Here is a 13,749-nt window from a genome sequence, read left to right on the forward strand (position 1 = left end):
TGCGGATTACTTTGCCGCAATTGTCAGGTCTGAGAGCAGATTATTCAACACCAGAAACTCACCGGCCTGTGAACAATCCGGCAGGGTCAGGGACATGTCGCGCGACCGCAGGCGGCTATCTGACAGAAGTTCCAGCGCCTGCACATTCAGCGTTTGCCCGCAGTTGGATTCGGTCACTTCGGCTTCGACCGTCAGGTCGATGCTGCCGGACCGATCCGACGCGCCCGTCGGAAAGGAATATACTTCGATATTCTTGGCACGACCCAGACCCGTCTGGCCCAGGCGCAGAACCTCTCCTGCGCCATTTGCCGAGGAATCATCCCACACGTGGCCGCTGCTGCCATAGCTTGCCCCGAATTCCAGCGCGTGAATCTGCAACTCGGTTCCACCCTGCCATTGCAGGACGACGCGGTCATATTCGGCAATGTCGGTCACGTGAGTGGTGGCGACCGTACCCGTTTCATCTTCGAACGAAATCAGGAAAATCGCGTATTCCGACAGTGCCGGGATGGTCATGTCCAAGGCACCGGAATCGTCAGTGTTCTGGCTGACCGTCAGGCCGCTGTGATGAATTTCAACGCGTTCGTTTCGGTGGCAGGGTGCCCGCAGCGACAGCTGTGCCATGGCGCCGGGGACGGCGACGGCGCGCGCGCTGATGTTGCAATCCGTCGTTTTCGGGGCTGACGGAACTGCGCGAGGTTCGGGCGCTGCCGCCCCGGAATCTGCGTCAGACGCCGGAGCCGAAGTCAGTACGATAGCATCCAACCCCGACAAAACCGAAGATTGCTGAGATGCCGAGGCAACATCAACACTATCCCCCGCGTTCGCCGGCTGCGCGGTTGGTCCGTTTTGCATCAGATAGCCTATGCCCAAAGCACAAGCGACCGTGCCGCACATGGTCACGTAGTTTCGAACTACAAACAAGACACCCTCCCCAGTTGAAGGAGCAAATCGCACATTCGCCACGAATCGCGGCCAATTTGTGGCCGCGAGACGAACACATTGTGGATTCGACGGGTGACGTTAGGTCAGTCGGCCATGGCAGTGTTTGAACTTCTTGCCCGAGCCACACGGGCACGGATCATTTCGCGACGGGTTGCCCCAGGTCGATGGGTCGCTTTCGTCGAACCCCGGAAGCGCATCACCCGAAGCCGCAGCCTCGGCCTTAACTTCGGCCTGTTTCGCGGCCTTGTCCACGGCCTCCTGCGCCTGAGCCTGCTGCCCGGCCATCTGCGCCAGCATTTCTTTCTGTTCTTCTTCGGTCAGCGGACGTACGCGTGACAATTGCTGAGTCACGGTCTCGCGCAGGGAATCCAGCATGCTTTCGAACAGCTGAAAGCTTTCGGTCTTGTATTCGTTCAGAGGATCGCGCTGGGCATAACCGCGGAACCCAACGACCGAGCGCAGATGTTCCAGGGTCAGCAGATGCTCGCGCCATTTGCTGTCGATGGTCTGAAGCAGAACCTGTTTTTCGATGTTGCGCATGTTTTCAGGGCCAAAGGCGACGGCCTTCTGGGCCATCATCTCATCCGCGGCCTTGATCAGACGTTCGCGCACCTGCTCGTCATCCACGCCTTCTTCGGCGGCCCAGTCCTGAACCGGGACGTCCATGTTCAGCTTGTCCTTTATCGCCTCGTGCAGACCCTCAGTATCCCACTGATCAGCATAGGATTTCGGCGGCATGTATTCGTCAATCAGGTCGTCAATCACCTGTTCGCGCATATCCGAGACGATCTCGGACAGGTCGTTCGCAGACATGATTTCGCGGCGCTGGCTAAAAATCACCTTCCGCTGGTCGTTCATCACGTCGTCGAACTTCAGAACGTTCTTGCGCATGTCAAAGTTGCGGCCTTCGACCTTGGACTGCGCGCGTTCCAGCGACTTGTTCACCCAAGGGTGAATGATCGCCTCGCCTTCTTTCATGCCCAGCGTGGTCAATACCTTGTCCAGCCGTTCCGAGCCGAAGATGCGCATCAGGTCATCCTCGAGGCTCAGGTAAAATACCGTTCGGCCCGGGTCGCCCTGACGGCCGGAACGACCGCGCAGCTGGTTGTCGATCCGGCGGCTTTCGTGGCGTTCCGAGGCCATGACGTAAAGGCCGCCAGCAGCCAGAACCTTTTCTTTTTCTTCGGCGTGGCGTGCTTCTTCGGCGGCCCGCAGCTCGGACGGATCCGCGTCTGGATTCTCGGCAATCGCTTTCAGCACCTTCATCTCGACATTGCCGCCAAGCTGAATGTCGGTGCCACGACCGGCCATGTTGGTGGCGATGGTTACCGCACCCAGACGACCGGCATCAGCAACGATCTGCGCCTCTTGTTCGTGCTGGCGAGCGTTCAGAACGTTGTGCTTGATACCTTCCTTCGTCAGCATCTGGCTGAGCAGTTCGGATTTTTCGATCGACGTGGTCCCCAGCAGAACCGGCTGGCCCTTTTCCTGCGCCTTTTTCGTCTCGGCGATCATCGCATTGTATTTTTCGGCGGCCGTACGATAAACCTGATCATCTTCGTCGATACGGGCAATCGGCAGGTTGGTCGGAACTTCGACCACGCCCAGACCGTAGATCTCGGCAAATTCTTCAGCTTCGGTCAACGCGGTGCCGGTCATGCCGCTCAGCTTGTCGTACAGGCGGAAATAGTTCTGGAATGTCACGCTGGCCAATGTGACGTTTTCCGGCTGGATCTGAACCTTTTCCTTGGCTTCGATGGCCTGATGCAGACCTTCGGACAGGCGACGGCCCGGCATCATGCGGCCGGTGAATTCATCGATCAGAACGACATTGCCGTCGCGCACGATGTAATCCTTGTCGCGCTGGAACAGCTTGTGTGCACGCAGCGCCTGGTTGACGTGATGCACGACGGTGGTGCTTTCCGGGTCATACAGGGAATGGCCTTCGGGAATCAGGCCGGCCTGAAGCAGCTGTGCCTCGAGAAATTCGTTGCCTTCATCGGTGAAGGTCACATTGCGCGATTTTTCGTCCAGGGTGTAATGATCATCGCTCAGCGTCGGAATCAGGGCATCAATGGCGGTGTACAGATCCGACCGGTCCTGCGCGGGACCCGAGATGATCAGCGGCGTCCGCGCTTCATCGATCAGGATCGAGTCGACCTCGTCCACAATCGCAAAGTTGTGATGTTTCTGGTAAACCTGCTCCAGATCCGCCTTCATGTTGTCGCGCAGATAGTCAAAGCCCAGCTCATTGTTGGTGGCATACGTGATGTCACAGGAATACGCGGCCAGTTTTTCCGCATCGGGCTGGCCGGACCAGATCACGCCGGTGGTCATGCCCACGGCCGCAAAAACCTTGCCCATCCATTCCGCGTCACGTTTGGCCAGATATTCGTTCACCGTGACGACATGCACGCCCTTGCCGGTCAGCGCGTTCAAATAGGCCGGGAAGGTGGCGACCAGAGTCTTGCCTTCGCCCGTCTTCATTTCCGAGATGTTGCCCTGATGCAGGAAAATGCCGCCCATCAGCTGCACGTCAAAGGCCCGCAGGCCAAGTGCGCGCTTGGCGCCCTCGCGTACGTTGGCAAAGGCCTCGGGCAGCAGGTCGTCCAGGCTTTCGCCATCCAGTGCCCGCTTGCGCAGGTCTTCGGTCTTGTCGATCAGACCTTGATCTGAAAGTTTTTCAAACTCTGGCTCCAGCGCATTGATCTTTTCGACCAGAGGGCGGGTCGCCTTGATCTTGCGGTCGTTCGGTGTTCCGAACACCTTTTTGGCGAGCGTTCCGAGTCCCAGCATGTTCACTCCAGAGGATCTGTTCTTTTCGTGGTTGCGACAGGCTTGCCCACCTTGCGCGCAACCCATAGATACGGGGGGTGAAAGGCGGCCCTGTCCAAGGCTTCAAAGCGATGTAAGCGGCAGGTTCCAGAGTGTCAACGCCGCGCCCTGTCGCGGCAAGAAAATAGGATGATTCAATGCCCAAAGGTCTCACTTTTCTGCCATCGCTGGCCCTGGCCGCCGTGATGGCCCTGCCGCTGGCCGCCGAAACCCAGCCGGATGCGTCGACCGTGGTCGCTCGGGTAAACGGGGATGAGATCACTTTGGGTCACGTGATCGCCACCGTCGCTTCTCTGCCACCGCAATATCAGCAGGCGGAAGACGACGTGCTGTTCGATTTCGTTCTGGAACAGCTGATCCAGCAGCAATTGCTGGGACAGCAACAGGATGGCCTGAACAAGCAAAACGCGCTGACACTCGACAATGAAAAGCGGTCGCTTCAGGCGGTTCAGACGGTCGCGGCCCTGACCAACGATGTCGTCACGGAGGAAGCCATTCAGGCCGCTTACGATGCGCGTTTCAATGATTTTGCGGGTGAAGACGAATTCGACGCCAGCCATATTCTGGTGGAATCGGAAGAAGAAGCCAAAGCGCTCAAGGCACAGCTTGATGATGGCGCCGACTTTGCGGAACTTGCCCGCGAAAACTCGACCGGTCCGTCCGGCCCGAATGGTGGCGCGCTGGGATGGTTCGGAAAAGGCCAGATGGTACCCGAATTCGAAGCAGCAGTGATCGCGCTGGAAAAAGGGCAGGTGTCGGATCCGGTGCAAACCCAATTTGGCTGGCATCTGGTCAAGCTGAACGACAAGCGCAAAACCGAAGCCCCCGAACTGGACGCGGTGCGCGATGAGCTGGCGCAAACGATCCAGCAAGAGGCCATCCAGGCGCGGATCGACGAGTTAACGCAGCAGGCACAGATCGAACGCCCCGCGCTGGAAGGCGCAGGCCCCGAGATCATGCGCCAGCTGGACCTGATTCAGGAGTAAAGACCAGTGGCCACGATCACGAAGGTATCGCCGCTGGCGCCGGCGTCTTTCCCTGAACTGCCTGCGATTGACGGTGTGCGTTTTGCCACCGTCGAAGCGGGTGTGCGCTATCAGGGTCGTACGGATGTCATGCTGGCTGTTCTTGATCCGGGCACGTCGGTGGCGGGTGTCTTCACCCGCTCGGCCACCCGGGCGGCACCGGTTCTGGATTGTCAGGAGAAAATCGGCGGCCCCAGCGAGGGACCTGCGGCGATCCTTGTGAACTCGGGCAACGCCAACGCGTTCACCGGCCATTACGGCCAGACATCGGTTGCCGAGGTGACGCAGGCCGTTTCCAAATCGACCGGTGTCCCGGTCGAACGGGTCTTTACCTCGTCCACCGGTGTCATCGGTGAACCGCTGCCGCATGATCGCATCATCTCGCAGCTTGACGCGTTGAAATCCGGCCTCAGCCGCCATGCCATCGAAGACGCCGCGCGGGCGATCATGACGACGGACACGTTTCCCAAAGGGGCGAGCGCACAGGTCGAAATCGGTGGCAAAACAGTCTCTATTGCAGGGATTGCGAAGGGTTCCGGGATGATCGCGCCAGACATGGCGACGATGCTGGTCTATATCTTCACCGACGCACGGGTTGAGCAATCGGCGTTGCAGGAAATGCTGAGCGCGCAGACAGATCGCACCTTCAACTGCATCACTGTGGACAGCGACACCTCGACCTCGGACAGTCTGCTGCTGTGTGCGACCGGATCTTCGGGTGTTGATGCCACCGGCGATGCTGCTTTTGCACGGGCTTTGGAAACGGTGATGCTGGACCTTGCGCAACAAGTGGTGCGTGACGGGGAAGGCGCCACCAAATTCGTGGAAATCCGCGTGACCGGAGCCGCCTCGGACGCTGACGCCAAGACCCACGGTCTGGCCATCGCCAACTCCCCTCTGGTGAAAACCGCCATTGCCGGTGAGGACCCGAACTGGGGCCGCATCGTCATGGCCATCGGCAAGTCGGGCGCGGCGGCCGATCGCGACAAGCTCAGCATTTCATTCGGTGATATTCTTGTGGCCGAGAACGGCTGGGTCAGCCCGGATTATCGCGAGGAAGACGCCGCCGCCTATATGAAAGGTCAGGACCTCGTGATTGCGGTCGATCTGGGGCTGGGCGAGGGGAAATCCACCGTCTGGACCTGTGATCTGACCCACGGCTATATCGAGATCAACGCGGATTATCGCTCGTGAGAACCGTGTTAGTCTCTGCTGTCGCCCTGATCGACATCGAGGGCCGCGTGCTGCTGGCCCAACGCCCAGAAGGCAAATCCATGGCGGGGCTCTGGGAATTCCCCGGCGGCAAGATCGAGCCGGGCGAAACCCCCGAGGCCGCCCTGATCCGCGAGTTGCACGAGGAACTGGGCATTGATACCTGGGCCTCGTGCCTTGCACCGCTGACCTTTGCCAGCCACAGCTATGATGATTTCCACCTGCTGATGCCCCTGTTTGCCTGCCGCAAATGGGACGGCATCCCGCAGTCGAAAGAGGGTCAGGCGCTGAAATGGGTTCGGGCGAATGATCTGCGGAACTACCCGATGCCGGCCGCCGATGTGCCGCTGATTCCGATTTTGCGGGATTGGCTTTAGGGGTTACTTAGACCCTGAATCGGCCTATTCGTCATAAGCGCTCAAATCCTTTGGGGCGTGAAGGAGTGTGCCCTCGTACTTCTTCAGATCGTCTTCGATACGCAGCCATGGAAGTTTGCTTTGGTAGTTGACGTGGAAGGTCGGAACAAAGTCCTCTGGGTGTTCCATTGAAGCGGCATATAAATGCATCCCGCCAGGGTAATGGTCTGCTTCAAAACCAACTGGAGAACCACAATCGCGGCAGAAATGCCGAAATACACCTTTTGAGTTTTCCAGTGTTTTGGGTGCTTGGGCAGTCCATTTGAAGTTCCGAAGTGGAACACCCAGCCATGCAACTATGGGTGCGGCACAGTTTCGACGGCAATCATCGCAATGGCAATAGCACGCCCATGTCACATCCCCGACAAACTCCCATTTCGTATTTTTGCACAGGCAATTGCCTCGCGTTGTCATGTCAAGCTCCTTGTTCATTTGCCAATTTGTATTGGCACGCCCATTGGCCCAAGACTGTTTGAAAGCGGACATTTAAAGTACAAAACACGACTGGAATATGTGGCTTGAAACAGGATCAGACGATCACCCCCCCCATTGTTACAATTCGTAAGAATTGAGAAAACATCACGAAAAAGTTGACGCTGATCGTCCTCCTTGTCCTTAATCGGGGCAGCAGCGTTCCGGTCTGACCCGGCGACGCCGTTCCGGCCCGACCCGGGGCCGGATGGGGAGGAGAGAAAGAATTGGCTCAGACGCAGTCGGGCGCCGAAGGGATGCACTCCCTTCCGGCGCTGCTACATCGCAATGCGACGCAGTTCGGGGATGCCCCGGCTTACCGCGAAAAGGAATTCGGGATCTGGCAATGCTGGACCTGGGCGGAAACGGCCGCCGAGATCCGCGCGCTGGCGCTTGGATTTCTTGAACTTGGCGTTGAAAAGGGTGACCACATCGCCGTAATCGGGCGCAACCGTCCGGCACATTACTGGTCAATGGTTGCGGCGCAGATGGTCGGTGCCATTCCGGTCCCTCTCTATCAAGACGCGGTTGCCGAAGAGATGGCCTATGTGCTGGAGCATTGCGGAGCGAAATATGTCGTCTGCGGCGATCAGGAGCAGGTCGACAAGGTCATCGAGATTCAGGAAAACCTGCATCAGGTCAAACACATCCTCTATACCGACAAGCGCGGTATGCGGAAATACGACCACAGCCAGATGAATGCCCTTGACGACATCAAGGCCGAGGGCAGCGCCGGTCATGCGCGTTTCGACGCCGAACTGGACAGGCGCATCGGCGACATCACCTATGATGACACCTGCGTGATGCTTTATACTTCGGGCACCACAGGCAAGCCCAAGGGCGTGGTGCTGTCAAACCGCAACGTGATCGAAAGTGCAAAGAACTCGGCCGAATTCGACCACCTGACCCGCAACGAAGACATCCTGTCCTATCTGCCGATGGCCTGGGTGGGGGATTTCATCTTTTCCATCGGTCAGGCCTACTGGTGCGGCTTCTGCGTGAACTGCCCTGAAAGCGCCGACACGATGATGACTGACCTGCGCGAGATCGGGCCGACCTATTTCTTCGCGCCGCCGCGGGTCTTCGAGACCCAGCTGACCAATGTGATGATCCGAATGGAGGATGCCAGTAAGCTCAAGCAGCGCATGTTCCACTACTTCATGGCGCATGCCAAGAAGGTCGGCGGCCGGTTGCTGGATGGCAAGCCGGTGAGCTTGGGTGACAGGTTGAAATATGCGTTGGGCAATCTGTTGGTTTACGGGCCGCTCAAAGACACGCTGGGATATGGGCGCTTTCGGGTGGGCTATACGGCGGGTGAGGCGATCGGGCCGGAGATCTTTGATTTCTATCGCTCTTTAGGCATCAACCTGAAACAGTTGTACGGCCAGACCGAGGCGACCGTGTTCATCACCGTCCAGCCCGACGGCGAGGTGCGCGCCGACACCGTTGGCGTCCCGGCCCCCGATGTCGAGATCAGGATCGACGACAAAGGCGAAATCCACTACCGCTCGCCCGGCGTGTTCGTCGAATATTTCAAGAACCCGGACTCGACCGCATCGACCAAGGACCCCGAAGGCTGGGTGGCCACGGGCGACGCGGGGTTCATCGAGGAAAGCTCGGGTCATCTGCGAATCATCGACCGCGCCAAGGACGTGGGCAAGATGGCCGACGGGTCGATGTTTGCTCCGAAATATGTCGAGAACAAGCTGAAGTTCTATCCCGATATTCTGGAGGCGGTGCTGTTCGGCAATGGCAAGGATCGCTGCGTGGCCTTCATCAATATCGATCTGACCGCGGTCGGGAACTGGGCCGAACGCAACAACGTTGCCTACGCCTCGTACCAGGAACTGGCGGGACATCCGCGCGTGCTGGAGACGATCAAGGCCCATGTGGAAGAGGTGAACAAGTCGGTCGCCGCTGACGAGATGCTGTCGGGCTGTCAGGTGCACCGCTTTGTGGTTCTGCACAAGGAACTGGATGCAGATGATGGTGAGATGACGCGGACCCGCAAGGTGCGGCGCGGGTTTGTCGAGGACAAGTTCAGCGACATCATTGCCGCGCTTTATGACGGGTCCAAGGCGGTTTCGACCACGACCGAGGTGACCTATGAGGATGGTCGCAAGGGATCGATTTCGGCGACGCTGGAAATTGTCGATGCGCCGGTTGTTCCCGTCGCCCAACACAAGGTTGCCGCAGAATGAGGGCCGCACGCGCGCCGCTCGACCTGCGGTCATCGCCCCGCCCGCCGTCCCGTTTTCGCGCAAGTCAGGGAGTGACCGATGCTAGATAATTCCGAAGGATATGTCACCGAAGACGGTCGCAAGATCGGCGGCGTGGTGATGGAAATGAAGAACATCACCCTGCGTTTTGGCGGTGTGGTGGCGATCAAGGATATCTCGTTCGATATCCGCGAAGGCGAGATCCGCGCCATCATCGGGCCGAACGGCGCCGGGAAATCCTCGATGCTGAACGTGATCTCGGGCTTCTATGTTCCGCAGGAAGGCGAGGTCTGGTTCCATGGGTCCAGACGCCCGCCGATGCGGCCTTTTGAAGTCGCCCAGCAGGGAATCGCGCGGACGTTCCAGAACATCGCCCTGTTCGAGGGTATGAGCGTTCTGGACAACGTGATGACGGGTCGTCTGAACTTCATGAAGACCAACATCCTCCAGCAGGCGATCTGGCGCGGCAAGGCCGAAGCGGAAGAGGTGCAAAACCGCGAGGCGGTCGAGAAGATCATCGACTTTCTTGAAATCCAGCACATCCGCAAGACGCCCGTGTCACGTCTGCCATACGGGTTGAAGAAACGTGTCGAACTGGCGCGAGCGCTGGCGGCGGAGCCCAAGCTGCTGCTGCTGGATGAACCCATGGCCGGGATGAATGTCGAAGAGAAAGAGGACATGAGCCGCTTTATCCTGGACGTGAATGATGAGTTCGGCACCACGATTGCTCTGATCGAGCACGATATGGGCGTGGTGATGGATCTGAGCGACCGGGTGGTCGTGATGGATTACGGCAAGAAGATCGGCGACGGCACACCCGATGAGGTGCGCAACAACCAGGAAGTCATCGACGCCTATCTGGGGGTCAGCCATGATTAAGCTCTGGGCAGAATTGGGGAGGGGCTGGCATGCCTGAACAACTTATCTTCGCAATGGAGGTCATCCTCAACGGTCTGATGGCCGGGGTGCTTTATGCGCTGGTCGCGCTGGGCTTTGTGCTGATCTACAAGGCGTCCGGTATTTTTAACTATGCCCAAGGGGTTATGGCCCTGTTCGCGGCGATGACTCTGGTCGGGATCATGAATGGGCAGGTGCCGTTTGCCCATCTGATCAACGCGACTTTCGGCACCCATATCCATTATTTCGGGTGGAATGTGCCCGCGCTGTTCGCGATCATTCTGACGATGGGTGTGATGGTGTTGCTGGCCTGGGCCGTGCAGCGATTTGTCATGCGCCATCTGGTGGGGCAGGAACCGATCATTCTGTTTATGGCGACCATTGGTCTGGCGTATTTCCTTGAAGGCGTGGCCGACCTGATGTGGGGGTCTGAAATCAAGACGCTGGATGTGGGTCTGCCGCAGGGCATCAATCTGTGGATTGACGAGACCACTTATAACATCTTCGACTACGGCTTCTTCATCGACAATCTGGACATCGTGGCAACGATCATTGCGGCGCTGTTGGTGGCCGCATTGGTGGCGTTCAGCCAGTACACCAAGCAGGGCCGGGCCATGCGCGCGGTGGCGGATGACCATCAGGCGGCGCTGTCGGTGGGCATATCGCTGAACTTCATCTGGGTCATGGTCTGGTCGGTGGCCGGGTTCGTTGCTCTGGTCGCGGGCATCATGTGGGGCACCAAATCGGGGGTCCAGTTTTCACTGTCGCTGATCGCACTCAAGGCGCTGCCGGTGCTGATGCTGGGCGGGTTCACCTCGATCCCCGGTGCCATTGTCGGCGGTCTGATCATCGGCGTGGGTGAAAAGCTGTTCGAATTCGCAATCGGACCGATGGTCGGTGGCGCAACCGAGAACTGGTTTGCCTATGTGCTGGCGCTGATCTTCCTTGTGTTCAGGCCGCAGGGCCTGTTCGGAGAAAAGATCATCGAGAGGGTGTAGGGCATGACCAAGCTGATCGCCATCATCAACGTGATCGCATGGGCGGGGTTCTGGGCCTTTGGCTACATCGCTCTCACATCAGACGATCTGACCGAAGGCCAACTGACGATTGCAGCGATCCTGGCCTTTGCAGGGCTGATCATGGGGGTTCTGGCCTACTTGAAGCTGGTGCGCGCCTCAGAGGCGAGCGGATATGCCAAAGGGTCCAATCAATTGGACGCCGCAGCCCGGAATCGGGCGCAGGAACAATGGGGAAAGTAAGACATGTTCTATCGTGAGGCCGGAGATTTCAAAACCTCCTACGTGGATGACAGCCAGACTTTCCCGATCAAGTTCGATCGGTATCGGTACTATGTGGTGCTGGCGGTGGCCTTCGGGATCATTCCGTTCATCATCAACGACTATTGGGCCAATGCACTTCTGCTGCCCTTCCTGATCTATGCGATCGCGGCCATTGGGCTGAACATTCTTGTGGGGTATTGCGGGCAGGTCAGCCTGGGTACCGGGGGGTTCATGGCCGTTGGGGCCTATGCCTGCTACAAGCTGATGACCGCCTTTCCAGACGTGTCGATGTTCATCCACGTGATCCTGGCCGGTGGCATCACTGCCATCGTGGGCGTGCTGTTCGGCTTGCCATCCTTGCGGATCAAGGGGTTTTATCTTGCGGTGGCGACGCTGGCGGCGCAGTTCTTTCTGGTCTGGCTGTTCAACCGGGTGCCGTGGTTCTACAACTACTCGGCTTCGGGGCAGATCAACGCGCCGGAACGCGATGTGTTCGGCATCATCATCACCGGTCCGAATGCATCGGCCTGGGCCACCTATCTGTTCTGTCTGATTTTCCTGACCGCCTGCGCCATCGTTGCGCGCAACCTGACACGCGGTACGACAGGGCGGACATGGATGGCGATCCGCGACATGGACATCGCCGCCGAGATCATCGGGGTGAACCCGCTCAAGGCGAAACTGACCGCGTTTGCCGTAAGCTCGTTCTTCGTGGGCATCGCGGGCGCGCTGTTTTTCGCGGTCTATCTGGGCGCGGTCGAGGTCGGCGAGGTGTTCGGAATCCAGAAATCGTTCCTGGTTTTGTTCATGGTCATTATCGGCGGATTAGGGTCTATTTTCGGATCCTTTGCCGGGGCCGCTTTCCTGGTTTTACTGCCGGTGGTTCTGAAACTTGTTGGCGTTGATTTGCTGGGCTGGCCCACTGACATCGTCGCGCATCTTAACCTGGTGATCGTGGGTGCGCTGATCATCATGTTCCTGATCCTCGAACCTCACGGGCTGGCACAGCTGTGGCGCGTGGCGAAAGAGAAACTCAGACTCTGGCCGTTCCCGCACTAAGGGGCAGGCCCAAGGAAAAGACGGGTGCGAAGCCCGAAACTCAACATCGGATCAATCAAGGGAGGACACACCCGATGAACAAGAAACTGGCAACCCTGGCGCTGGGCGCCGTGATGGCCGCAGGTCCGGTCATGGCCGACCTGGTGTTCCCGTCGCTCAGCTACCGGACTGGCCCATACGCAGCGGGCGGCATTCCGTTCGCGGATGGCTATGCGGACTATTTCACCCTGCTGAACGAACGCGATGGCGGTATCGGTGGCGTTCCGGCCAAGGTTATCGAGTGCGAAACCGGCTATAACACCGAAAAAGGTGTGGAATGCTATGAATCGACCAAGGGTGAAGGCGCCCTGGTCTATCAGCCTCTGTCGACCGGCATCACCTATCAGCTGATCCCGAAAGTAACGGCAGACGGCATCCCGCTGCACACGATGGGCTATGGCCGGACCTCGGCCGCCAACGGCAAGGTGTTCAGCCATGTGTTCAACTATCCGGCCAACTATTGGAACGGTGCATCCGGCGCGATCAACTATCTGCTGGATGAAAATGGCGGAGATCTGAGCGGCAAGAAGATTGCGCTGGTCTATCACAACTCTGCCTACGGCAAAGAACCGATCCGCACACTTGAAACCCTGTCCGAAAAGCATGGCTATGAACTGACCCTGCTGCCCGTTGACCATCCCGGTCAGGAGCAAAAGTCGCAGTGGTTGCAGATCCGCCGTGAAAAGCCTGACTATGTCATCATGTGGGGCTGGGGCGTCATGAACCAGGTTGCGGTTCAGGAAGCCGCCAACATCCGCTTCCCGATGGAAAATTTCATCGGCGTCTGGTGGTCGGGCGCGGAATTCGACGTTGAGCCGGCAGGTGAAAAAGCCAATGGCTACAAAGCGTTGACCTTCACCGGCCTGGGTATGGACTATCCGGTCTACGACGATCTGAAGAAATACGTTGTGGATGCGGGCAAAGCCGCCGGCGCAGGTGATCAGCTGGGAACGGTTCAGTACAACCGCGGTCTCTATGCCGCGATGCTGGCAGCCGAAGCCGTGAAGACCGCGCAGGAGATGCACGGAACCGCCGATATCGACGCATCGATGATGCGTGACGGAATGGAAGCGCTGGAGATCACCAATGCCAAGATGGAAGGTCTGGGCATGGCAGGTTTTGGACCCGAATTCACGGTAAGCTGTGAAAACCATGGTGGCCCCGGCCTTGTGGGCGTCGTTCAGTGGGATGCGGCAGCAGGAACCTGGAACCCGGTTCAGGATTTCAAACCGACCGATGTCGAGGTAATCAGTGCGCTGATCGAAGAAGACTCGGGCGCTTATGCGGCTGAAAACAACATCTCTCCGCGGTGTGAATGACAAACTGATCGCCTCGGAATCCCGGGGCGGTG

12 protein-coding genes are annotated in these 13,749 nt (G+C 58.4%); 9 read left to right on the forward strand and 3 right to left on the reverse strand.

The window, feature by feature from the left end:
* Positions 1 to 6 precede the first annotated feature (6 nt).
* The gene (locus tag ACR0E2_RS11795; RefSeq protein WP_480446535.1) at positions 7 to 924 is read right to left on the reverse strand and encodes a hypothetical protein; all 918 of its coding nucleotides are present in this window, start codon (positions 922 to 924) and stop codon (positions 7 to 9) included.
* A gap of 99 nt (positions 925 to 1,023) precedes the next feature.
* The gene (gene secA / locus ACR0E2_RS11800; protein WP_480446536.1) at positions 1,024 to 3,741 is read right to left on the reverse strand and encodes a preprotein translocase subunit SecA; all 2,718 of its coding nucleotides are present in this window, start codon (positions 3,739 to 3,741) and stop codon (positions 1,024 to 1,026) included.
* 176 nt (positions 3,742 to 3,917) lie between these two features.
* Between secA and ACR0E2_RS11805 the strand changes: the two genes are divergently transcribed.
* The 3 genes from ACR0E2_RS11805 to ACR0E2_RS11815 are packed head-to-tail and all read left to right on the forward strand — an operon-like array spanning position 3,918 to position 6,394.
* A complete protein-coding gene (locus ACR0E2_RS11805; RefSeq protein WP_171640347.1) occupies positions 3,918 to 4,766 on the forward strand; it encodes a peptidylprolyl isomerase in 849 nt (282 codons plus the stop codon).
* A gap of 6 nt (positions 4,767 to 4,772) precedes the next feature.
* Positions 4,773 to 5,999 (forward strand): bifunctional glutamate N-acetyltransferase/amino-acid acetyltransferase ArgJ, encoded by a 1,227-nt coding sequence (gene argJ / locus ACR0E2_RS11810; RefSeq protein WP_171640345.1) that lies wholly within the window; start codon positions 4,773 to 4,775, stop codon positions 5,997 to 5,999.
* The gene (locus ACR0E2_RS11815; RefSeq protein ID WP_152459557.1) at positions 5,996 to 6,394 is read left to right on the forward strand and encodes a (deoxy)nucleoside triphosphate pyrophosphohydrolase; all 399 of its coding nucleotides are present in this window, start codon (positions 5,996 to 5,998) and stop codon (positions 6,392 to 6,394) included. Before argJ ends, ACR0E2_RS11815 begins: the two co-directional genes overlap by 4 nt.
* Before the next feature lie 24 nt (positions 6,395 to 6,418).
* Here the strand turns inward: ACR0E2_RS11815 and ACR0E2_RS11820 are convergent, their stop codons facing one another.
* Positions 6,419 to 6,919: a GFA family protein gene (locus ACR0E2_RS11820; RefSeq protein ID WP_480446537.1), complete on the reverse strand. Its 501-nt coding sequence runs from the start codon at positions 6,917 to 6,919 to the stop codon at positions 6,419 to 6,421.
* A gap of 242 nt (positions 6,920 to 7,161) precedes the next feature.
* Here ACR0E2_RS11820 and ACR0E2_RS11825 point away from each other — a divergent pair, with 242 nt between their 5' ends.
* The 6 genes from ACR0E2_RS11825 to ACR0E2_RS11850 all read left to right on the forward strand — a co-directional run bounded on the left by ACR0E2_RS11825 (position 7,162) and on the right by ACR0E2_RS11850 (position 13,717).
* Positions 7,162 to 9,105, forward strand: coding sequence for an AMP-binding protein (locus tag ACR0E2_RS11825; RefSeq protein WP_480446714.1), 1,944 nt, complete (start codon positions 7,162 to 7,164; stop codon positions 9,103 to 9,105).
* A gap of 78 nt (positions 9,106 to 9,183) precedes the next feature.
* Entirely contained in the window at positions 9,184 to 10,002 is an 819-nt protein-coding gene (locus ACR0E2_RS11830; protein WP_171116793.1) for an ABC transporter ATP-binding protein, read from the forward strand.
* Between the two features lie 29 nt (positions 10,003 to 10,031).
* Positions 10,032 to 11,018, forward strand: a complete 987-nt coding sequence (locus ACR0E2_RS11835; protein WP_152459553.1) for a branched-chain amino acid ABC transporter permease — start codon at positions 10,032 to 10,034, stop codon at positions 11,016 to 11,018.
* Between the two features lie 3 nt (positions 11,019 to 11,021).
* On the forward strand, positions 11,022 to 11,279 hold the full coding sequence (locus tag ACR0E2_RS11840; protein WP_171230095.1) for a hypothetical protein: 258 nt from the start codon (positions 11,022 to 11,024) through the stop codon (positions 11,277 to 11,279).
* 3 nt (positions 11,280 to 11,282) lie between these two features.
* Positions 11,283 to 12,359 carry a branched-chain amino acid ABC transporter permease gene (locus ACR0E2_RS11845; RefSeq protein ID WP_152459551.1) on the forward strand — a complete coding sequence of 359 codons (1,077 nt, stop codon included), beginning with the start codon at positions 11,283 to 11,285 and terminating at the stop codon, positions 12,357 to 12,359.
* 74 nt (positions 12,360 to 12,433) lie between these two features.
* On the forward strand, positions 12,434 to 13,717 hold the full coding sequence (locus tag ACR0E2_RS11850) for an ABC transporter substrate-binding protein (protein WP_480446538.1): 1,284 nt from the start codon (positions 12,434 to 12,436) through the stop codon (positions 13,715 to 13,717).
* Positions 13,718 to 13,749: the final 32 nt, after the last annotated feature.

The organism is Ruegeria sp. A4 (assembly GCF_056543025.1).

Excerpts from the sequence above, each read along its gene's own strand:
- ACR0E2_RS11845 (WP_152459551.1), top strand. The coding sequence starts at position 11,283 with ATGTTCTATCGTGAGGCCGGAGATTTCAAAACCTCCTACGTGGATGAC.
- ACR0E2_RS11835 (WP_152459553.1), top strand. The coding sequence starts at position 10,032 with ATGCCTGAACAACTTATCTTCGCAATGGAGGTCATCCTCAACGGTCTG.
- ACR0E2_RS11840 (WP_171230095.1), top strand. The coding sequence starts at position 11,022 with ATGACCAAGCTGATCGCCATCATCAACGTGATCGCATGGGCGGGGTTC.
- secA (WP_480446536.1), bottom strand. The coding sequence starts at position 3,741 with ATGCTGGGACTCGGAACGCTCGCCAAAAAGGTGTTCGGAACACCGAAC.
- ACR0E2_RS11825 (WP_480446714.1), top strand. The coding sequence starts at position 7,162 with ATGCACTCCCTTCCGGCGCTGCTACATCGCAATGCGACGCAGTTCGGG.
- ACR0E2_RS11830 (WP_171116793.1), top strand. The coding sequence starts at position 9,184 with ATGCTAGATAATTCCGAAGGATATGTCACCGAAGACGGTCGCAAGATC.
- ACR0E2_RS11850 (WP_480446538.1), top strand. The coding sequence starts at position 12,434 with ATGAACAAGAAACTGGCAACCCTGGCGCTGGGCGCCGTGATGGCCGCA.
- ACR0E2_RS11820 (WP_480446537.1), bottom strand. The coding sequence starts at position 6,919 with ATGTCCGCTTTCAAACAGTCTTGGGCCAATGGGCGTGCCAATACAAAT.
- ACR0E2_RS11805 (WP_171640347.1), top strand. The coding sequence starts at position 3,918 with ATGCCCAAAGGTCTCACTTTTCTGCCATCGCTGGCCCTGGCCGCCGTG.